The organism is Gemmatimonas aurantiaca (assembly GCF_037190085.1).
Lineage (GTDB): Bacteria > Gemmatimonadota > Gemmatimonadetes > Gemmatimonadales > Gemmatimonadaceae > Gemmatimonas > Gemmatimonas aurantiaca_A.
The window spans coordinates 642512-663037 of sequence record NZ_JBBCJO010000012.1 but is presented as its reverse complement, the minus strand read 5'-3'; the positions used below and the strand labels follow the sequence as shown (position 1 = coordinate 663037).

Below are 20526 nucleotides of genomic sequence, written 5' to 3'. Positions count from 1 at the left end.
CCGCCCGGCCGGCGGTGCGCAGTCATGTCTTCTTCCCAATGTGCCATGCGTCGTCTCCCGCAGCACTTTCCGCATCACGTTCCGCGACCCGCCACCATCGCCGCCCTGCTGCTCGGTGCCACGATCCTTGCCACGGTCCCCGGTGATCTGTCGGCGCAGGATGCGCGGCCGCGTGCCGTCGCCGATACGTCCATCTTCGCGCCCCTCCTGCTGCCCACCGCCAACGAGATGCGCTCGGGCAGTGGCGCACCTGGCGCCCGCTACTGGCAGAACCGCGCCGACTACACGCTGCGCGCCACGCTCGACACCGCCGCCCGCACGCTGCGCGGCAGCATGGTGCTGCGGTATGCCAACCGGTCGCCGGACACGCTGCGGTTCCTCTGGCTGCAGGTGGAGCAGAACGCATTCCGCAACAACTCGCTCAATTCGTTCATCTTCCCCGAGAATTCCCGCTTCGGGGCGCGCGGATTCGATGGCGGCTACACCTTCACGCAACTGGCGCAGGTGTTGCCGGCGCGTGCGGGCGGTGCTGCGGTACGCAAGGTCGATCTCGCCCGTCGTCCGAACGAAACGATGATGAAGGTGGATCTCGCGGAACCGCTCGCTCCCGGACGCACGGCCACCATCGAGGCCGCGTGGACGTTCGTCGTGCCCGAGCACGGTGCCGATCGCATGGGCCGTGATGGCGCGCTCTACGAGATCGCGCAGTGGTATCCGCGCGTGGCGGTGTACGATGACGTCCGCGGCTGGAACATCGAACCCTATCTTGGACAGGGTGAGTTCTATCTCGAGTACGGGGACTTCGACCTTTCGGTCACCGTGCCGTCTGGATACACGGTGGCGGCCACCGGCGCCCTGCAGAATCCGCGTGAGGTGCTCACGCCCACGCAGATCGCCCGACACGCGCTCGCCGCGAAGTCGGACACGGTCATCCGTCTCATCACGGCGGAGGAATTGGAAAAGGGCACCGCACGGCCGCGCACCACGGGCACGATGACCTGGCGTTTCCTCGCGAAGAATGTGCGTGATGCCGTGTGGGCCGCGTCGCCCGACTTCCAGTGGGATGCATCGAGCTGGAAGGGCATCATGGCCTATGCGTACTATCGCCCGTCGGCCGCGGTGAACTGGTACGATGCGGCCGATCAGTCACGCATGTCCATCATGGAATACTCCGAACGGTGGTTCCCCTACCCATGGCCGCACATCTCGGCCGTGGAAGGTCCCATCAGCGGCATGGAGTATCCGATGATCGCGATGGAGAACAAGAGCCGTGATGTGTACGACCTGTACAACGTGATCACGCACGAGATCGGCCACATGTGGTTCCCCATGATCGTGGGCAGCAACGAACGTGTCTACATGTGGCAGGACGAAGGCTTCAATACGTTCATCAACACGTTCTCCGAAGGGCGCCGGTATCCGGAGAAGGGCGATCAGATGGCGCGCGCGGCCGAGGAGCGCCGGTTGGTGGAGCAGTACATGACGGCCGGCGTGGACAAGCCGGTGAACATCAACCCGGATCGCATCGATCCGCGTCTGCTGGGCGAGGCGGCGTACGTGAAGCCGAGTGTGGGGCTGCAGTTGCTGCGACAGGAGATCCTCGGCCCCGCCGCGTTCGACGACGCCTTCCGTGTGTACACGGCGCGGTGGGCCTACAAGCATCCCACGCCGGCCGATTTCTTCCGCGCCATGGAGGACGTGGGCGGCCGGCGGCTCGACTGGTTCTGGCGGGCCTGGTTCGTGGAGAATGCCCGCTACGATCAGAGCGTGGACAGTGTGGTCACGCAGACCAAGGGCGACACGACGTTCGTCGGGGTGATCTACGGCAACCGGGAACGGGGCGTGCTGCCCCTCCGTGCCCGGTTCACATTCACCGATGGCACGGCGCAGGAGTTCGACTACCCCGCCGAGGTGTGGAGCACGAACACCCGCCGCTATGTGCGCACCTACCGCTTCGTGAAGAAGCAGGTGGCCCGCATCGAGCTCGATCCGGACGCCCGTCTGGTGGACATCGATCGGAAGAACAACGTCTGGGGCACGCCGCCCATCCAGCCCTGAGACGGCGGCCCTGCGGCCCGGTCACCTGCGCGGAGCTTAAGCCTTGCTTAACGCGCAGGTGACAAGCCGTATTCCGGAATACGTTTTCAGGTTATTATATGTTGTGAGTCGTGTGCAGTGAGGGACGGATGACTCGGTCTTCGGACCGTGTGAAAAAGGGACGAAAGACTAGACTCCCCCTCAACTCACCCGTCTCTGACTCGCGGTTCCACCCAGCCCGAACTGTCTGTGCCCTCCCAGCCCTCGCTGCGTCCCTTCGACGTCGCCGTTGCCCTGCGTCTGATTCTCATCCCCGAAGACCGCTACGAGCCGCTGGCGAACGCACTGGCCACCAGTACCAGCGCGGTGCATCGCGCGGTGGCGCGTCTCCAGCATGCGGGGATCTGTGGCAGCGGGTCGCGCACGGTCAACAAGGCGGCCCTGCATGAGTTTCTCGTGCACGGGCTGCGGTACGCTTTTCCGCCGGTGCACGGGCCGGAGCGCGCGGGACTGCCGACCGCGGGGGCACACCCCGCCCTCGTGGCTGCTCTGGGAGAGAACGCCGGTCCACAGCTCGTGTGGCCGATGGAAGGCGGGCCGAGCCGCGCGGAGTCGTTGACGCCGCTGTTCAGCGGCATGACACGTGTGGTGCAGCGGGACGGCCGCATGCACGAGATGCTCGCCACCGTGGACCTGCTGCGGGTGGGAACAGCCGAGCAGCGCGCCGCGGCCGGCACGCTGCTCACCCGTCAGTTGGCTATCGACTGACGGCTATCGACTGACCGCGTCGGGGGTGGGTAATGCGGCCGGGGCGAATCCCGCGCTGCGCCACGCCTGATACCCGCCCGTGAGATTCACCGCGTCGGTACGACCGGCGCGGTGCAGCAGGCTGGTGGCGATCGCCGAACGGGTTCCCGACTGGCACTGTACGACGAACGGGCCCGCCGGCAGATCGGCCATCGCCTCGGGCAGGTTGCCCAGGGGGATGTGCCGCGCGTCGGGAATATGACCGGCATCCCACTCCGACAGTCCGCGCACGTCGATGATGGGCTCCGGCTGTGCGGCGAGTCGCGCGGCGGCGAACTGCGCGGCCGTGATCTGCGGAATGTGCGCCGGCGCCTGGCCCCGCTGCTGCCAGGTGGCGAGGACGTCGGTGGCTCGGCTCCATCCGCGCAGGCGATCGTATCCGATGGCCGTCAGATCGTGCATCGCCTGCAGGAGATCGTCGGGAACATCCACCGGTGCCGTGGATGAGGCGGACGGCTCGGTGGACTGCTCCATGCCCGACAGCAGGATGATCTCGCGGTCGATGGGAATGAGTGATCCCACCCAGGTGCTGAACGAACGATTGCGTGGCACGGAGAGGGTGCCCGGGACATGCGCGGCGGCAAACGCGGCGGCGGGTCGCATGTCGATGACCCAGGTATCGGTGCGGTCGGCAAGCCGATCGAGCACCTCGTCCACCTGGAGCACCGTGAACGGCATCCGGGTGGTCAGCAGCGCCGGGCCATCGCGGTTGATGCGTTTCATGTCCGCGAAATAGCGTGGCGGTTCGGGCTGTCCGGCGAGCACCTGTTCCACGAACGTCTCTTCGTCCGTTGCGGCGACACCCCAGTTCGCGAGCTTCTCGTAGCCCACCGTGCTGGAGGGCACGGCGCCGAGGGCCTTGCCGCACGCAGAACCGGCCCCGTGACCGGGCCAGACCTGCAGATGGTCGGGAAGGGCGCGAAAACGCGCCAGGGAACGGAAGAGGGTGCGGGCGCCCGCTTCCATCGTGTTGGCCACCTTCGCGGCGCGCTCCAGCAGATCCGGCCGGCCGACATCACCCACGAACACGAAATCGCCCGTGAGAATGCCCATCGCGCCCGCGGCCCGCGGCGTGTCGGTGACGATGAACGACAGATGTTCGGGCGTGTGTCCGGGCGTGTGCATCACGTCCAGACGGATGTTGCCCACCATGATCCCGGCGCCATCGCGGAGCAACGTGGCGCCATCGGCGGCGGCGTAGCCGTACTGCCAGTCGTGACCGCCTTCGGCGGACAGAAAGAGCTGCGCGCCGGTGGCCGCATGCAGTTCGCGGGCACCCGACACGAAGTCGGCGTGAATGTGCGTTTCGGTGATGTGCGTGATGCGCAGCCCCTCGGACTGCGCCACATCGAGATAGGCCGCGATGTCCCGCAACGGGTCGACCACGATGGCTTCACCCGTCGCCTGACAGCCGATCAGGTAGCTCGCCTGGGCGAGCGCCGTGTCATAGAACTGACGAAAGAACATGCGAAGCGTCTATGCAAGGAGAGGTGTCGAACGGCTCATCCGGAGAAAGTTCGCACCTTTTCCCGCTGGGTGACAGGCGTGCCATGCTGGCTATGCCCATTGCCTGCCGATGCTCCTAGCATGTACGCATGTCTTCCACGCCCAAGCGTCGCCCCTCCACGCTGGCCGCGACGAAATTCGTCGCGGCGCAGCGCCCATTGGGAGCGACACCCGACCCGCGCGAGGCTTCGCGCTCCGAGCCAGCCCCGAAGACGGGCGCCGGTCGGTCATTGGCGACGGCGAACATGACGACGTCCGCGCGTGCGGCGGCGGCGCGCCCCAGTCCGCTCATTCCGGGCGCAAGCGCATTCAGCATGCCTTCCGCGTCGTTCCGGAGCGCGGGCGGTGCGGCAACGTCCGCGGCAACCACTGCGGCAACGGCAAGCGCACCTCCACGTCCGACATCGCGTGGCGCGCGTGATGCCCGGGCTGCCAATGCCCGTCCTGGTGTTGCCGGCGCCGCCCGCGAACGGCAGGACAACATTCTGGTCACCAGTCTCATCGTGGCCTTCGTGTTGCTGACCCTGGGCATCGGTTCCGTGCGTGTGCGTGGTGGCATGACGGTGGAGCGCAGCAAGTCGGCCATCACGGCGACGCTCGCGACCGTACACCAGCAGCAGTCCACGTTCCGCACGCTCAATCAGCGCTATGCCACCTGGAATGAGCTGGAAGATCGTGGCATGAAGCTCGGACCGCGTCAGGTGGTGGTCGCCTCGAATGCGACATCCTATCACTGGTTTCTCTCGGTGCGGGACAGCAGCACCGGGGTGATCTGCTCGCGCACGGGCGAGCTGTTCGACGACAGCGCCAGCGATCGCCGGGCGGCCTGCGTCGATCGTGGACCGTAGGCGACGGTAACGCCTCACCGGCGGGAGCAGGGTTCCGCATCGTGGTACGGTGCGGTAGATCGCAGCGTGCCCTCCATTTCCTCCCCTTCGATCACTCGCGCGCCGCGTCGATCCATGCATCGGTCCATGCATCGGTCCATGCGTCGATCCCGGTGTGTCGCGGCCGCCTGGTCCTTGGCGTTGGCTGGCGTCCTGCTGGCCGGCCTGCCGCGGGATCTGTTCGCCCAGCAGCGCGATACCGTCGTACGCGAGGATTCCGCGCGGGTGCAGAGTCTGCAGTCGGTGCGGGTGTCGGTGACCCGGGACGATGCGCGTTCGCCGTTCGAACTGCCTTTTGCGCTGACGTCGGCACCGCTGAGTGCGCGTCCGGCACAGCGTCGCACGGGCGTGGGTGATCTGCTGCTGGGGGTACCGGGCGTGCAGGTGCAGGACCGTGCCAATCCCTCCCAGGATCCCCGCATTGCCGTCCGCGGATTCGGCGCGCGCTCGGCCTTCGGGGTGCGTGGCGTGCGGGTGCTGCGGGATGGCGTGCCACTGTCGTTGCCCGATGGACAGACGCCGGTGGACTGGCTCGACCTCGAGACCATCGATCGGGTGGACATCGTGCGCGGAACCGCCGCGGCGCTCTATGGCAATGCGGCCGGTGGTGTCATCGACATGCGCTCGCGCGCGCCGGCGCGTGCGCCATTCGGCATGGACGCCCGTTTCTGGGATGGCGGCGGACTGCGGCGCGCGAATGTGACGCTGTCGGGACGCGTGGACGATCACGAGGGCGCCTGGCGCGACCCCCAGTGGCTCGGGGCGTTCACCCGCACGTCCGGCAATGGACCACGAGCCTGGTCACGTCTCGATGCCACCAGTGCGTTCGTACGTGGACTGGCCACCGTCAAAGGGACCACGCTCGAAGTGCAGGGCACCCGCTACGAGGCGCCGCGGGCCGAAAACACCGGCGCCCTGACCGCGGCGGAGCTTGCACACGATCCGCGGCTTCCCGATTCGCTCAACATCACGAAGCAGTCCCGCAAGGCCGCCCGGCAGACACAGGTGGCATTCATCGCCGATCGGCCCTTCGGTGATGACGGTCGGAACGGCGGCGTGCGTGGTGCACTCTTCGCTGGCACCCGCACGCTCGACAATCCGCTGCCGTTTGCCATCGTGGCGGTGGATCGCGCCGTGCTGGGTGGCAGTCTGCACGGCAACTGGCGCACGGAGGCCACGCCGTGGCCGCTGCGCATGGGCGTGGGGATCGACGCCCAGCGACAGGTGGACGATCGTTACAACTACGAGAACTGTGTCGATCTCGCGCCCACCGCACCGCTCTCCGCGCGATGCCCCGCGCGTGTGGAGCGGGGAGCGGTGCGACTGGATCAGCAGGAGCGGGCCGGCAGTGTGGGCAGTTATGCGCGCGCCGAAATGGAAGCGCCGCACGGTCTGTTCGTGAGCGCGGCCCTGCGCGCGGATGTGGTGCGGTTCCGCGTGCACGATCGATTCATCACGGCCACCAACGCCGACGATTCGGGCGAACGCACGCTGCGGGCAGCCAGTCCCATGGTCGGACTGACCTGGCGCGCGCGGCCGCTGTGGAGTCTCTATGCCAATCTGTCGTCGGCGTTCGAGACGCCCACGGTCACCGAACTCACCAATCAGGAGGATGGTGCCGCCGGTCTGAACGTCACGCTCGATCCACAGCGGACGCGCACGGTGGAGCTGGGCACACAAGGCGTGTTCGCGGGGCGTGTGCGTCTCGAGGCGGCGGTGTTCCAGGCCACGGTGCGCGACGAACTGGTGCCCTTCGACGTGCCCAATCAGGTCGGCCGTCGCGCGTATCGCAATGCCGGACGCACATCGCGTCGGGGCGCCGAAACCAGTGTGCGATTCGCCGGCAGCCGGTTCGACGTGGGGGGCGCCTACACGTGGTCGCGCTTCCGTTTCGACCGGTACGATGTGGGAACGGTGTCATACGCGGGCAAGCCCATCCCCGGTGTGCCGGAGCACTACTGGCAATCGTTCGCGACCGCGCGGATGGCGGGGCTGTGGAGCGTCATCGAACTCACCGCGGCATCGCGGGCCAGCGCCACCGACGCCGCCACCGTGTACGCGTCGGGTTATGCCGTGTGGAATCTGCGGGCGGGCTACGACGTACCGACTTCCGCCCGCGGCGGCCTCACGCGTCTGCGTCTGTCACCCACACTCGGCGTCGACAATCTCTTCGATCGGCATTACGCGGGTTCACTGGTCGTGAATGCGACGCGGAACCGCTATTTCGAACCGGGCTTGCCGAGGCGCGTGACGGTGACGATGCAGGTGCGGTGGGAGTGACGGGGCGACGTTCGCCCCGCACCCACCGGCAATCCGATCACTGGTACTGGATGTAGAGCGGCTTCGGTGTCAGCGCCAACAACTGCGCCGGCGTCATCATCGGGCCGCCGTACCGCGTGTCGTTCTTGTAGAACAGCTTGAATCCCGTGAACTGCACCGGTTCGGCATACACATAGGCCGCGTACGAGTCGCGCTTGAGGCTTGGCGGACCCCAGCCGTCCATGTGAATCACGACCTGCACGCGCGGATCGCGTTTGATTCTATCCGCGTTGGTGAGCATCGGGCGCGTGAAGCGATGCACCACGAGGATCTTCGGCGGCAGTTTGTGCTCCGTGACGATGCGCGCGAGCTGATCGATCACCCAGTTCACATCGGCGGCGTCGTACGTGCCGATCTTCTTGCCGGGCCGCGTGCCGTCCTTCATGGAGAACTCGGGGTCCATGCCGAAGTGCACATCGGGCCGCGAGAGAAATGGCTCGAGACGCGGGAACTCCTGCTGGATGGTGCTCAACCCCACCTGCACATCCAGGAAGAGCAGGGCGTTCTTCTCTTTGGCCCATCCGTACACCCGCTCCGTGAGTGCATCGCCGTGCCGCATGCGATACCGGCCGTCCTTGCCCGAATCCCCCTGCGCCACGGTCGTGATGAGATGCAACGCAGGCTGCACCGGTGTGGAGGGATCGGCGCGTGTCCAGGCGGCGACTTCCCGATCGAGACGGGCCAGCATCTCCTCCTTGGGATACTCGCCCAGCACGCCCATGCGTTTGGAGAACGGATTGCCGTAGTACGCGACGATGCGCTTGGCTGGCAGCACACTGCCCGGCAGCGGTGTAGGACCGGGCACGGGCCACACCGGCGCCGGCTTGCCCGCCAGCGCGCGTGCCGCGGCCGACGAACCGGCGGTGGAATAGGCGTGCTCGTTCTGCGGCTGCGCGGCGGGTTTCGCGGTCGATTTCGTTGCGGGTTTCGAAGGCGCGGCCGGTTGTGCGGCAAGCGACGCACCGGCGCCCAGGCCGATCACACAACATGCCGCACCGATTCCACGGACGACACGTCCAATTCGTGGCTGAAATTGCCGAGGCTTCTGAAGTCGCTGAAAATGCAAGGTGCGAGTCACCGGATACGGAGGATGAACGGCAGTCGCGCGTAGAGTCCGCGCGGATCGTTGTACGACGACAGTAACGACAACTCACGCACCACATCGCGGGCCAGTGCGCCCGCGGCGCTCTGACCGGTGACCCTGGTCACGGCCTCGGATGTGCGGGGGGCCGAGGCGCGTGCGGCCACCGGCGTCGGTCCGCCCTCGAGCAGTTCGGTGATGCGCTCGGTGGCGGATTTCACGCGCGGATACTCCCGCACATCATAGTCACCGGTGATGGCCGCGAGACGGGCCGCCGTGCGCAACGCATCGTCCAGTCCACCGAGGGAGTCGACGAGCCCCAGTCGCAGCGCCCGTGCGCCCGACCACACCCGGCCTTCCGCGATCGCGCGCACGGAGTCGGTGGACAGTCCGCGGGCCTCGGCGACCCGATCGATGAAGGCATCGTACACGACATCGGTGCCACGCTGGATCACCGCCAGCTCGGCGTCGGTGCGCGGCCGCGTGATCGTGAACACATCGGCGTAGCGGCCGGTCTTCACCGTGTCGAAGGTCACGCCGTGGCTGTTGGCGAGGCCCTTCACGTTCGGCACGATGGCGAACACGCCGATGGAACCGGTGATGGTGTTGGGTTGCGCGAAGATCTGACGCGAGGCCGTGCTGATCCAGTAACCCCCGCTCGCCGCCAGCGATCCCATCGACACGACCACGGGCTTCTTCGCGTTGATGAGCGTGAGTTCACGTTGAATGCGTTCCGACGCGATCACGCTGCCACCGGGGCTGTTCACGCGCAGGACGACGGCTTTCACCCGGGCATCGGTGCGCAAGCGCCGCAGTTCACGCGCCAGCGCGTCGCCCCCGATCTGTCCTTCGGTGCCTTCGCCGTCCACGATGTCACCCTGGGCATACACCACGGCCACCACCTGGCTGGCGCCGAGCAGTCGCGCCTTGGTGACGGCGAGCGGGGCGTATTGGGCAAGCGCGATCTGCGGCAATGCGGGACGGTCCAGCAGCGTCGCGAGTTCGGCGGTGCGGGCACTGTCCCGCGAACTGACCGCGTTGCCCGAGGCCGTATTGGCTTCGTTCGCGATGCGCTGCAGATCGTCGAGCACCGTATCGAAATAGCCCACCCGGTCCACCAGACGGGCAGCCTGCGCATCGGGGGGTAGGATGATGCCCTGCGCATCGGCCTGCTGCTGCAGCGTGAGCGTGTCCACGGAGCGGCTGTCCGCCACCCCGCGTTTCACTTCGCTCCAGAGATCCCCCAGATAGCCCGCCACTTGCAGCCGGTTCTCCGGACTCATGTCACGTCGCGTGAGCGGCTCCACCGCGGCCTTGAAACGGCCCACCCGGCTGACCTGCACGCCGATGCCGTATTTCTCGAACAGCCCCGAGAGAAACACCTGTTCGGAGGCCATGCCCGGAAACAGCAGAGAGCCGAACGGATCAAGCGTGATGGAATCGGCTGCGGAGGCCACGTAGTACGTGGAGACGTCCGGCGTGACGAGGTAGGCGTGCACCGGCTTTTTCGAAGCCTTGAAGTCCTGCAGCGCGCCACGGAGTTCGCGCAGCGCGGCGTAGCCCGAACGCACTCCATCACTCGCCACGGTGCCGCGCAACAGGATGCCGCTGATGCGGTCGTCGTCGGCGGCGGCGCGAATGGCCAGCGTGGCCGATCGCAGCGGCAGCGCGGTCACACCGGCGGAAAGCGCCTCGTCGAACAGTCCCGGCGGATCGGTGCGCGATGCCTGATCGGCGAGCGGCTGATCGAGATCGACCACGAGAATCGACCCCGGACGCACCTCCACCGCTCCCCGCGAGCCGGCCGATGCGGCCACGCCCAGCACGAGGAGGATGAGGGCGACCACACACACGGCGATCGTCACGAGATTGGCGGCGAGCGCCGTGAAGAACTGCTTCATGTCCTGCTCCACTCAGAGAGAAGAGACCGGGCAGTGCCCCCCGATCCGCTGGAGGATTCTACCCGGAACCGCCCCCGAGGTGCAGCCGAGGTGCAGCCGGGGGCCGGTCAGGGCCCGGAGGACGCCCGTCGTGCTCCATCCGGCCGGCAAAAACATGACGATTCCGTCGCAATTTCCCCTTGCCGGAAGCGGCGGAGACGGGCAGCTTCCAGAGAGTCAGTGCAATGTCACCCCGCCACGAGGATGATCGCTCATGCCCGCATACAAGGCTCCACTCGACGAGATCCGTTTTCTGCTGCACGACGTCCACGATATCGGCCAGCTCGCGCAGTTGCCGGGATACGAGGACGCCACGCCGGAGATGATCGACGAGGTGCTGGCCGGCGGTGCCACGTTCTGCGAGGACGTGCTCTTTCCGATCAATCAGAGCGGGGACGCCGAAGGCGTGCACTTCGAGCACGGCGCCGTACGCACACCGTCGGGCTTCAGGGAGGCCTACACCCGGTATGCCGCCGATGGCTGGACTGCCGTGTCGGCCGACGCCAACTACGGCGGGCAGGGGCTGCCGGAAATGGTGCGTTTCGTGATGGAGGAGATGCTCTGTTCGGCCAATCTCTCCTTCAGCATGTATCCCGGCCTCTCCCATGGAGCGGTCAGCGCGCTCATGAGCCATGGGTCGGAAGAACTCAAGCAGCGCTTCCTGCCCAGACTCATCGACGGCTCGTGGGGCGGCACCATGTGTCTCACCGAGGCGCAGGCGGGCACCGATCTGGGCATCATCACCACCAAAGCGGTTCCTGCCGAGGATGGTACGTATCGCATCACCGGTCAGAAGATTTTCATTTCGGCGGGTGAGCACGATCTCACCGAGAACATCGTGCATCTGGTGCTGGCCAAACTGCCCGATGCTCCGGGTGGCACCAAGGGCATCTCGCTCTTCCTGGTGCCCAAGTTCATCCCCACCGCCGATGGGGGCCTCGGGGCGCGCAATGGCGTGACGTGTGGCAGTGTCGAGCACAAGATGGGGATCAAGGCATCGGCCACCTGTGTGCTCGATTTCGACAACGCCACGGGCTGGATGGTGGGTGAGCCGCACAAGGGCATGCGGGCGATGTTCGTCATGATGAATGGCGCGCGTCTGGCCGTGGGCCTGCAGGGGCTGGGACTGTCCGAAGTCGCGTACCAGAACGCACTGGCCTATGCCAAGGAGCGTCTGCAGGGACGCGCGCTCACGGGCCCCACGAACCCGGCTGGTCCGGCCGATCCCATTCTCGTGCACCCCGACGTGCGCAAGGGACTGCTGCGCATCAAGGCGCTCAACGAAGGGATGCGCTCGCTGGCGTACGCCGTGGGCATCCGCATCGATCTCGAACACCGGCATGCCGATGCCGCGGTGAGAGAGGAGGCCGAGGACATGGTGGCGCTCATGACGCCGGTCATCAAAGCCTTCCTCACCGACAAGGGTTTCGACAACACGAACATCGCGCTGCAGACACTCGGTGGTCACGGATACATCCGGGAGTACGGTGTCGAGCAATACGTGCGTGACGCGCGCATCGCGCAGATCTACGAGGGCACCAATGCCGTGCAGGCGCTCGACCTGGTGGGGCGCAAGTTGCCGATGGAGGGAGGGCGCCTGGTGCGGCGGTTCTTCGAGATCGTCAAGCGCGAGATCGATGCGGCCGCGGCGGTGGATGGGCTCGAGGATCATGCGAAGGCCCTGGGCGCGAGTCTGTATCAACTGCAGAAGGCCACGATGCTGCTGGCCGAGCGCGGGTTTGCCAACCCGGATGAAGTGGGGGCGGCGGCCACCGAGTATCTGCATCTGATGGGATACGTGGCGGTGGGTTGGCAGTGGCTGCGCATCGCCACGGTCGCGGACGAGAAGCTGGCCGCGGGCACCGGAGACCGCCGGTTCCTGGAAGCCAAGCAGAAGACGGCGCGTTTCTACTTCATGCGCCTGTTGCCCGAGACCGCGACGTTGCTGGCGGCCATCCAGTCGGGGTCGGGGCCGATCATGGCCATGGACGCGACCGACTTCTGATCGGAGCGGATAGGTCGAAGGGCTGATGCGGGGGCCGGGAGTGTGACGGAAGTGCCAGCCGCGTGACGTTCGCAGAGCGATGCGGGCAAATAGATAGCTGAGCACTCAACCTGTGAGCAGGTGCTGCCGATCTCTAAGGCAACCCAACTCCCTGCTCATGTTCTTCAAGAAGCTCCTGGCCGAGCCCCGCCCTGCGTCCGAACGAGGAAGTTCGAACAGCGCGATCGGCACCACTGTGCTGAAAGCTGCTCCCGGTTCCGCCGGAAGCGCGGCGGAGATCGTCGTGGCGCAATCATCCATGTCGCCGGAAGGTCATCTGGGCCTCGTCCTCGATGCCCTGGGTGGCGTCCTGACGGCGCTCTCGCGCTATCCCATAGACCTGCCGGACCGTCCCGGCGAGGAAAGCGCACGGCAGATTGGTTTGTGGCATCGGCATGCCACGCTCGGCTACGCGCTGCAGGAGGGCAGTGGCCAGGGATCCGTGGGCATCCAGGATCGCGACTGGGACGGTGTGGTCCGCGCCGTCACCGAACAGCGCCGCGACGAGCATCGGTATGTGGATGCGTCCATCAATGAACTGCGCGAAGCGCTCTGGGCCTGCGTCGAAACGGTGCACAATGCGGTGAAGGTGGACCACACCGCCGACCATGCGACCGACGAGCAGATGGAGCGCGCCAAGAATGCGCTCAAGCGCATGCAGACGGGTTCGATCAAGCAGGAAGTGCTCGGCGCCGTGCTGGCCATCGAATCGGCGCTGCAGACGCGTCGTGAGCAGCAGCAGGAGCAGTATGTGTCGCTGGCCACGCGTCTCGACCGGCTTGGCCGTCAGCTCGAGGAAGCGCGCCGGGAGAGCACGACGGATCCGCTCACGGGACTCGGCAACCGCAAGCTGTTCGACATGATGGCGCCGCGGGCCGTGCAGATGTTCTCGCTGGGCCGTCAGCCCGTGGTGCTGCTCATGATCGATCTGGACAAGCTGAAGCTCGTCAACGACATGTACGGGCATCAGGCCGGCGACATGGCCATCCAGACGCTCGCCAACGCGCTGGGGCGGGTGTTCCTCCGGCAGTCGGACGTGCTGTGCCGTTTTGGTGGCGACGAGTTCGCGGCGATCCTGCACAACACCGACTGGAAGATGGCCCAGACACTGGCGCGTCGTCTGCAGGAGCAGGTGGCGGCTATGCCCGCACCGCATCCGGCAATGGAGTTCTCCATCGGTGCGTCGGTGGGCGTCGCGCAACTCGACATGCACGAAGAAGTCGACGAGTGGCTGGCGCGCGCGGACAAGGCACTCTACAAGGCCAAGCAGAATGGCCGGGACCGAGTGTGTGTGGCAGAGACGCTGCTGCTCAAGTCGGCATGATGGTGAGGCCGTGTCCTCCGGGGCGCGGCTTTCTTTTTGCCGCCGGGATTTGAGGGGGCCGCCGGGATTTGTGGGGCGCCCTTCGGGCGCGATACCAGCAGGATGAACAGCCGGATACCTGCAGGATTTGTCTGGTGCGGGCGGTGAGGAGGTCGTGGGAATGGTTCGGGCCCGGCCACCAAATCCACCAAAAAAATCAAGTAAAAATCGAATCTTGTCTATTGATGTTCCCGATCTGTCACGACGCGACGTGCCGGCCGCAACGGAGGACTCATCCTGCTGGTATCCGGCTGTTCATCCTGCTGGTATCGCGCCCCGCAGGGGCGCCCCCAAACACTCGCCGCCTGCCCCGATCCCCGCGCCCCGGTCCCGCCGCCCGCAGCGCGTTGAGAATCACCGCCACATCGATGATTTCCTGCGTGACCGCACCGGCAACCGGTGAGAGCTGTCCGGCTGCGGCGAAGCCCATACCGATCAACGAGAGGCCGAGTCCCACGGCGATCGATTGACGCGCTATGGCCAGCGAACGCCGGCCGATGTGCACCGCCTCCGGAATGCACTGCGGATCGTCCACCAGCAAGACCACATCCGCGGCTTCGGCCACCACACCACCGCCGTGACCGGCGAGGGCCACACCCACCGTGGCCGCGGACAACGCGGGGGCATCGTTGGTGCCATCGCCCACCATCAGCACACGTTGGCCTGACGCTTCCAGGGCGGCAACACGATGTGCCTTGTCCTCGGCTGAGAGATCGCCGGCGCAACTCGTGATGCCGGTGGCGTGGGCAATGCGCTGCACGTTGGCGGTATTGTCGCCACTCAGCAGGTGCGGCGCGCCCAGACCGAGATCCGCCAGCTTGCGGAACATCGATGACAGATCCGGCCGCAGCGTTTCGGCAAAATCGAAGCGGGCCGCGACGCCGTCGCTCATGAGCGCCCAGGCGCGCAGACTTTCCGATCCATCGTCCAGTGTCTGCATTGCGGACTGCACGTCGGGACGATGGGCAAAACGATCCCGCACGTAGCTGGCGGATCCCACGGCCACGGTGACACCTGCCACGTCACCCTCCACTCCACGACCGGGGGTTTCGGTGAGCGCCGTGGCGGCGAGTACCGGCACACCGCGTGCTTCGGCTTCATTCACCAGTACGCGGGCCAGCAGATGACCGGAGCCCTGCTCGATGGCGGCGATACGGGCCAGCGCCTGTGTGGCGTCGGTGAGCGGAGCAACCGCCATGGTCGCGACGTGCGGCATACCCGTGGTGAGCGTGCCCGTTTTGTCGAACACCACCGTGTTCACGCGTGCCAGCCCTTCGAGAGCCTGGCCGGTGCGGACGATGATGCCACGGCGGGCCGCGCGATTGATGCCGCCGATGATGGCCACGGGCGCGGCCAGAATGAGCGGGCAGGGGGTCGCCACCACCAGCACCGCCAGCACGCGCGTCCAGTCATGCGCCATCAGCCAGGCCAGGCCGCACAGCACCAACGTCAATGGGGTGAACCAGATGGCCCATCGATCGGCCGTGCGTTGCAGTGGACTCTTGGAGGCCTGCGCGCGCCGTACCAGATCGACGATGCGCGCATACTGACTTTCCTGTGCACGCCGGACCGCACGCAATCGCAGCGCCCCTTCCTGATTGATGCTGCCCGATTGCAGCGTCGCACCCATCGATACCCGTCTGGGCATCGGTTCACCGGTCAGCCGCGAGGTGTCCACATGAGAATGTCCATCGATCACGACACCGTCGGCGGGAACGAGTTCGCCGGGACGGATCAGCAGCATGTCATCCGGTGCGATGTCCTCGGCGGCGATGTCGGTGATCCGTTCGCCTTCCACACGATGTGCCATGCGCGGAGCGTCGGCTTCCAGCGCCTCCACGGCGTCAGACGCACGGGCCACCGCATAGGCGTCGAGCGCCTCCCCGCCGGTCTGCATGAGGACGACCACGAGTCCCGCGAGCGGCTCCTGCAACAACACGGCTCCCACGATGGCCAGCATGGCCACCACGTCGGCGGCAAAATTGCCACGCAACATCCCGCGCAGTGTTCTCCACGCCACCGGCGCACCGGTCACCAGCAGACCGGTCAACCAGACCTGCTGACGCCAGGACCCGGCCGGTGTGACGAGAGGGGTGAGTGCTCCCGCCACGAGAAATGCGAGTGTCACTAGCGGGAGGGGAGACACTCTGCGCAAAATGGAGCTGATCATCCGGTTTGAACTGGGGCGATATGCGCTGGCGGCACCTGTCTGGCCATGTTGAAGTCCCCTTCGCTATTGTCGATCATGGCTGACACGCACTCCCACGCCGCGCTCGCCGCTGTCGTGAATATCGCATCCGACGCCATCATCGCGCTGGATGACAATTTCCGCATCGTGCGATTCAATCGCGGTGCAGAGCACATCTTCGGGTGGTCCGAGGCGGAAATGCTGGGGCAACCGCTCGACCGCATGCTGCCGATGGCGGCGCGCGCGGTGCATCGCGGTCACATGCGTACCTTCGCCGAGGGGCACGTGGATGCGCGCATCATGGCCGATCGCCGTGAGATCGCGGGCATGCGCAAGAATGGCGAGCAATTTCCTGCGGAAGCGTCGATCGCCCGGGTGACCATCGACGGGGAACGCACGTTCATGGTAATGCTGCGCGATGTCAGCGAGCGACGCCGGAGCGAGGAGCGCCAGAAGCTGCTGGCCACGGCGGGCTGGGTGCTCGCGGCGTCACTCGACGTGGATTCCACGCTGGCCACGATCGCGGAGCTGCCCGTGCCGCTGCTGGGGGAATGGAGTCTGCTGGAGCTGTTGACGCCTGATGGCTGCATCCGGCGCGCGGCGGCCACGCATATGGACCCGCATCGGCACGACGACACGGCGGCGCTGGTGATCCGGGCGCCCGATCAGTCGAGCCCCGATCTGCCGCTCACGAGTGCGCTGCGCGTGGCGCACGAATCGGAGGCGCAGCGCATCACCGACATCTCCGCCTGGCTGGACGCGAATTTTCCCGACACGCATTCACGGGCCCGCGCCGAATCTCTCGGAGCCAGTGCGGTGCTGCTGGTGCCGCTGCGTGCCGGCGGACGGGCGATCGGCGCATTGCATCTGGTGCGCACGCGCCCCGGGGCGTCGCATGCGAAGGAGGAAGTGCATGTGGCCGATCAATTCGCGGGACTGGCCGCGCTCGCACTCGAAAATGCCCGGCTCTATCAGGAATCGCGTCGCGCCGTGCGGGAACGCGACGAGATGCTGGCCATCGTGTCGCACGACCTGCGCAATCCGGTGAATGCCATCGTGATGCTCACGGGGGCGGTGCTGTCCCGCGAGGTATCGACGGAGGGTGTCGAGCCGGCGTTGATGGGACGTGAGGAGGTGGAGGCGATCCGCGGTGCCGCCCGGCAGGTGGATGGTCTCATCCAGGATCTGCAGGATGTCTCACGGATCTCGGCCGGTCGTCTGCGCGTGGAGCGGCGGGCCGTACCGGCCGGCGAGATCCTGAAGGAGGCGGCCGATGTGTTCGAGCCCGCAATGCAGGATGCGGGTCTGCAATTCATCCGGGAATTCGACGACGAGGGTCTGGTGCTGCTGGCCGATCGTCATCGCATTCTGCAGGTGTTGTCGAACCTGCTGGGGAATGCCGCACGGTTCACGCCGCAGGGAGGACAGGTGATCCTTTCGACGCAGCGCGAGGAGGACACCCTGCGTATCGCGGTGCGCGACACGGGACCCGGCGTGGCCGAGGAGGATGTGCCACGGCTGTTCGAACGCTATTGGCAGGCGCCGCGTCTGCTGCGTGCGGGCTCGGGGCTCGGCCTGTTCATCTCCAAGGGCATCGTGGAGGCCCACGACGGCGAGATCGGTGTCGTCAGTCAGGTCGGTAAAGGCAGCGAGTTCTGGTTCACGATTCCGGTGGCGTGAGGGCGCCGGGATCGGGGCGCGGGGATCGGGGCGGGCGGAGAGTGTTTGGGGGCGCCCCTGCGGGACGCGATACCAGCAGGATGAACTGCTGGATACCTGCAGGATGAGTCCTCCGTTGCGGCCGGCATGTCGCGTCAAGACAGATCGGGCACACCAATAAACAAGATTCGATTTTCACTTCATTTTTTGGGGTGGATTTGGTGGCCGTGCCCGGGCCATTCCCACGACATCCTCACCGCCCGCACCGGACGAATCCTGCAGGTATCCGGCTGTTCATCCTGCTGGTATCGCGCCCGAAGGGCGCCCCCCCATTCCCTGCGGCACCCTCAATAAAGAAAGGCCGCGCCCCGAAGGACACGGCCTTTTCATCGTGCGGACGCGAACGCGCTCAGTGCTTCGCGGCAGCCGGCTGTTCGGCCGCGCCGTGCTCGGCGGCTGCACCCGCACCATGCCCGCCCGCATCGCGTTCGTGATACACCTGCGTGGCCATCGGGTCGCGCGGGTGCCGATAGGTGTTCTTGTGGATCGTCCAGGCTCCGAAGAGCAGCGCACCCGTGAACACGCACGTGACGACGGCTGCACCCCAACCCTGCTTGTTCGGATCGTACGAGGCACTCATGAAAACACCCTGACGGATAGCGCGATCCGGCTGGTGCCGGCGCGTGGACAGCGGGAGGATGCCCCGGAATGGGACATCACGAAGTTCAGGGCAGAAACTATACGGGCGCCGGTCATTCTTCCACCCTCGGGCCGGTGTCGCGGCTGGAGTCGACCAGGCGGGCCGGGACGATCGCGTCGGCCCCGAACCGTCCGCGGATCCGGTCGAGCGCCTGCACCAGCGCCCGGTCGCGCGGCGTCTCCCGGGGGTCCTCGGGCGCCCTGGCCGGATCGCCAGCCCCGGAAAAGAGGCCCAACTGCACCGCCGGCAGTGGGTCTCCCTCGTCTTCGAAGTGCGACAGCGCGATGCCCAGCAGCCGGACCGGGGCCCGGCGGGACGCCCGCATCTGCCGGAGCAGCGGTTGCGCGGCACGCACCACCGAACGCTCCGACTCGATATAGGTGCTCAGGGTGCGTTGCGCCGAACGTGTACGGAAATCGGCGTCCCGCAACTTCACGGTGACCGTGCGGGCCCGCAGTGCCTGTCGGCGCAGGTCGGTGCTCACCCGCACGGCCAGGCGCAGCAGTTCACGTTCCACCACGTCATCGTCGTGCAGGTTGCGGCCGAACGTCGTCTCCCGACTCACCTGCTTCTGCCGATCGCGCGGCACCACGACGCTCTCGTCGCGCCCCCTGATCCGTCGGGCCAGCCAACGGCCCGCCCGTTCACCCAACCGGTGGACGAGGGCCTCCTCCGGCCACCGCTGCGCCTGCTCCACCGTCTCCAGTCCCATGCGCTCGAGCCGTGCGGCGAAACGCGGCCCCACCATGGGCAGGTCGCCAAGACGGAAGCCCCGCAGGAACTCCTCCTCACTGCCGGGGGGCACACAACACACACCGGTCGCACCCGTTCCCGGCTTGGGCTTCGCCATCTCGACGGCCATCTTCGCCACCAGGCGCGAGCTGCCACCACCAATGGACACCCGAAGTCCCGTGGCCGCGAACACCGCCTCGCGCATGCGATGTGCGGTCATCTCGAGTGGCTCGTGACCGTATAGCGCCTCCGTCCCGCCGAGGTCGCAATACCACTCGTCGATGCTCGATGGCTGAATGACGGGGGCAAACTGCGCGAGCACGGCCTGAATCTCCCGGCTGCGCTGTCCACACACATGGCGGGGCACTGGTACGCATGTGGCCTGCGGACAGAGCTTGAGTGCCCGGGAGATGGGCATGGCCGATCGCACGCCATAGGCGCGGCATTCGTACGACGCAGAGCACACCACACCGCGGGAACCGGGCCTGCCGCCCACGATCAGCAGCGTGGCCTTACCGGCGCCTTCCGGATCTTCCTGTCGGGCGACCGCGACAAAAAACGCATCCGCGTCGATGAGCAGGATGCGGCGCGGCGGTGTGGGTGGGTGATGGGGCGCATCACCACCGGTATCACCGGACGGAGGCATGGTCGCGGATGTGGACACACCCCAAATCTAGCCGCTATGCTGCAATCGGCTTCGACCTGAGATCAGGTGTGAAGCCAGACATGAAAACCACGGGAATCACCCGGTCCGGGAATATCGGTGACACCAGCCATTCTGCTTGCCCGCAAGGCCAGGATACCACACGAGGTGCTGAGTTACACACACGATCCGTCCGCCGAGTCGTACGGCAAGGAGGCGGCCGAAGTGTTGGGACTCGATCCACGGACGGTCTTCAAGACATTGGTGGTCGATGTCGAGGGTGTGGGGCTCTGCTGCGCCGTGGTGCCGGTGCAGGGCATGCTGGATCTCAAGGCCATGGCCGATGCGGTGGGTGGACGCAAGGCGAAGATGGCCGACCAGGCGGCCGCCGAGCGCGCCACGGGATACATCGTGGGCGGCATCAGTCCGCTGGCGCAGAAGAAGGCGCTGCCCATCGTGCTCGATGCCAGCGCCAGCGGCTTCGATCGCATTCACGTGAGCGCCGGACGTCGCGGACTCGAGATCGCGTTGGCCCCGGCGGACCTGCTCACACTCACGAAGGGGCGACTGGCACCGATCGGACGGGACTGACTTCGTCTCCGGCATCGCGCTCCCTCGCT

14 protein-coding genes are annotated in these 20526 nt (G+C 66.6%); 8 read left to right on the top strand and 6 right to left on the bottom strand.

The window, feature by feature from the left end:
• Nucleotides 1–45 precede the first annotated feature (45 nt).
• Together WG208_RS17420 and WG208_RS17415 are read left to right on the top strand one after the other, a co-directional pair.
• Nucleotides 46–2058, top strand: coding sequence for a M1 family metallopeptidase (locus WG208_RS17420; protein WP_337172659.1), 2013 nt, complete (start codon nt 46–48; stop codon nt 2056–2058).
• Nucleotides 2059–2286: 228 nt separating this feature from the next.
• A complete protein-coding gene (locus WG208_RS17415) occupies nt 2287–2805 on the top strand; it encodes a hypothetical protein (RefSeq protein ID WP_337172658.1) in 519 nt (172 codons plus the stop codon).
• Between the two features lie 3 nt (nt 2806–2808).
• Here WG208_RS17415 and WG208_RS17410 read toward each other — a convergent pair whose 3' ends face one another.
• Nucleotides 2809–4311, bottom strand: a complete 1503-nt coding sequence (locus tag WG208_RS17410) for an MBL fold metallo-hydrolase (protein ID WP_337172657.1) — start codon at nt 4309–4311, stop codon at nt 2809–2811.
• Nucleotides 4312–4439: 128 nt separating this feature from the next.
• Here WG208_RS17410 and WG208_RS17405 point away from each other — a divergent pair, with 128 nt between their 5' ends.
• The gene (locus WG208_RS17405; RefSeq protein ID WP_337172656.1) at nt 4440–5198 is read left to right on the top strand and encodes a hypothetical protein; all 759 of its coding nucleotides are present in this window, start codon (nt 4440–4442) and stop codon (nt 5196–5198) included.
• Nucleotides 5199–5336: 138 nt separating this feature from the next.
• On the top strand, nt 5337–7517 hold the full coding sequence (locus tag WG208_RS17400; RefSeq protein WP_337172655.1) for a TonB-dependent receptor: 2181 nt from the start codon (nt 5337–5339) through the stop codon (nt 7515–7517).
• Nucleotides 7518–7554: 37 nt separating this feature from the next.
• Here the strand turns inward: WG208_RS17400 and WG208_RS17395 are convergent, their stop codons facing one another.
• Together WG208_RS17395 and sppA are read right to left on the bottom strand one after the other, a co-directional pair.
• Nucleotides 7555–8538, bottom strand: a complete 984-nt coding sequence (locus WG208_RS17395; RefSeq protein ID WP_337172654.1) for a hypothetical protein — start codon at nt 8536–8538, stop codon at nt 7555–7557.
• A gap of 92 nt (nt 8539–8630) precedes the next feature.
• Nucleotides 8631–10538, bottom strand: coding sequence for a signal peptide peptidase SppA (sppA, locus tag WG208_RS17390; protein WP_337172653.1), 1908 nt, complete (start codon nt 10536–10538; stop codon nt 8631–8633).
• A gap of 253 nt (nt 10539–10791) precedes the next feature.
• On the opposite strand from sppA, the gene WG208_RS17385 reads away from it, so the two are divergent.
• Together WG208_RS17385 and WG208_RS17380 are read left to right on the top strand one after the other, a co-directional pair.
• The gene (locus WG208_RS17385; protein WP_337172652.1) at nt 10792–12582 is read left to right on the top strand and encodes an acyl-CoA dehydrogenase C-terminal domain-containing protein; all 1791 of its coding nucleotides are present in this window, start codon (nt 10792–10794) and stop codon (nt 12580–12582) included.
• A 283-nt stretch (nt 12583–12865) separates the two neighbouring features.
• Nucleotides 12866–13945: a GGDEF domain-containing protein gene (locus tag WG208_RS17380; RefSeq protein WP_337172651.1), complete on the top strand. Its 1080-nt coding sequence runs from the start codon at nt 12866–12868 to the stop codon at nt 13943–13945.
• A gap of 271 nt (nt 13946–14216) precedes the next feature.
• Here the strand turns inward: WG208_RS17380 and WG208_RS17375 are convergent, their stop codons facing one another.
• Nucleotides 14217–16112, bottom strand: a complete 1896-nt coding sequence (locus tag WG208_RS17375; protein ID WP_337172650.1) for a heavy metal translocating P-type ATPase — start codon at nt 16110–16112, stop codon at nt 14217–14219.
• Between the two features lie 117 nt (nt 16113–16229).
• Here WG208_RS17375 and WG208_RS17370 point away from each other — a divergent pair, with 117 nt between their 5' ends.
• On the top strand, nt 16230–17852 hold the full coding sequence (locus WG208_RS17370) for an ATP-binding protein (RefSeq protein ID WP_337172649.1): 1623 nt from the start codon (nt 16230–16232) through the stop codon (nt 17850–17852).
• A 388-nt stretch (nt 17853–18240) separates the two neighbouring features.
• Here the strand turns inward: WG208_RS17370 and WG208_RS17365 are convergent, their stop codons facing one another.
• Both WG208_RS17365 and WG208_RS17360 read right to left on the bottom strand, forming a co-directional pair.
• On the bottom strand, nt 18241–18471 hold the full coding sequence (locus WG208_RS17365; RefSeq protein ID WP_337172648.1) for a hypothetical protein: 231 nt from the start codon (nt 18469–18471) through the stop codon (nt 18241–18243).
• A 112-nt stretch (nt 18472–18583) separates the two neighbouring features.
• A complete protein-coding gene (locus tag WG208_RS17360; RefSeq protein ID WP_337172647.1) occupies nt 18584–19927 on the bottom strand; it encodes a DNA polymerase IV in 1344 nt (447 codons plus the stop codon).
• A 99-nt stretch (nt 19928–20026) separates the two neighbouring features.
• On the opposite strand from WG208_RS17360, the gene ybaK reads away from it, so the two are divergent.
• Complete coding sequence (gene ybaK / locus WG208_RS17355) at nt 20027–20497, top strand: Cys-tRNA(Pro) deacylase (RefSeq protein ID WP_337172646.1); 471 nt, start codon at nt 20027–20029, stop codon at nt 20495–20497.
• The last annotated feature ends 29 nt before the right edge of the window (nt 20498–20526 follow it).

Coding starts and splice junctions, on each gene's coding strand:
- WG208_RS17365 (WP_337172648.1), bottom strand. CDS start 18,471: ATGAGTGCCTCGTACGATCCGAACAAGCAGGGTTGGGGTGCAGCCGTC.
- WG208_RS17410 (WP_337172657.1), bottom strand. CDS start 4,311: ATGTTCTTTCGTCAGTTCTATGACACGGCGCTCGCCCAGGCGAGCTAC.
- WG208_RS17420 (WP_337172659.1), top strand. CDS start 46: ATGCGTCGTCTCCCGCAGCACTTTCCGCATCACGTTCCGCGACCCGCC.
- WG208_RS17405 (WP_337172656.1), top strand. CDS start 4,440: ATGTCTTCCACGCCCAAGCGTCGCCCCTCCACGCTGGCCGCGACGAAA.
- WG208_RS17400 (WP_337172655.1), top strand. CDS start 5,337: ATGCGTCGATCCCGGTGTGTCGCGGCCGCCTGGTCCTTGGCGTTGGCT.
- sppA (WP_337172653.1), bottom strand. CDS start 10,538: ATGAAGCAGTTCTTCACGGCGCTCGCCGCCAATCTCGTGACGATCGCC.
- WG208_RS17370 (WP_337172649.1), top strand. CDS start 16,230: ATGGCTGACACGCACTCCCACGCCGCGCTCGCCGCTGTCGTGAATATC.
- WG208_RS17385 (WP_337172652.1), top strand. CDS start 10,792: ATGCCCGCATACAAGGCTCCACTCGACGAGATCCGTTTTCTGCTGCAC.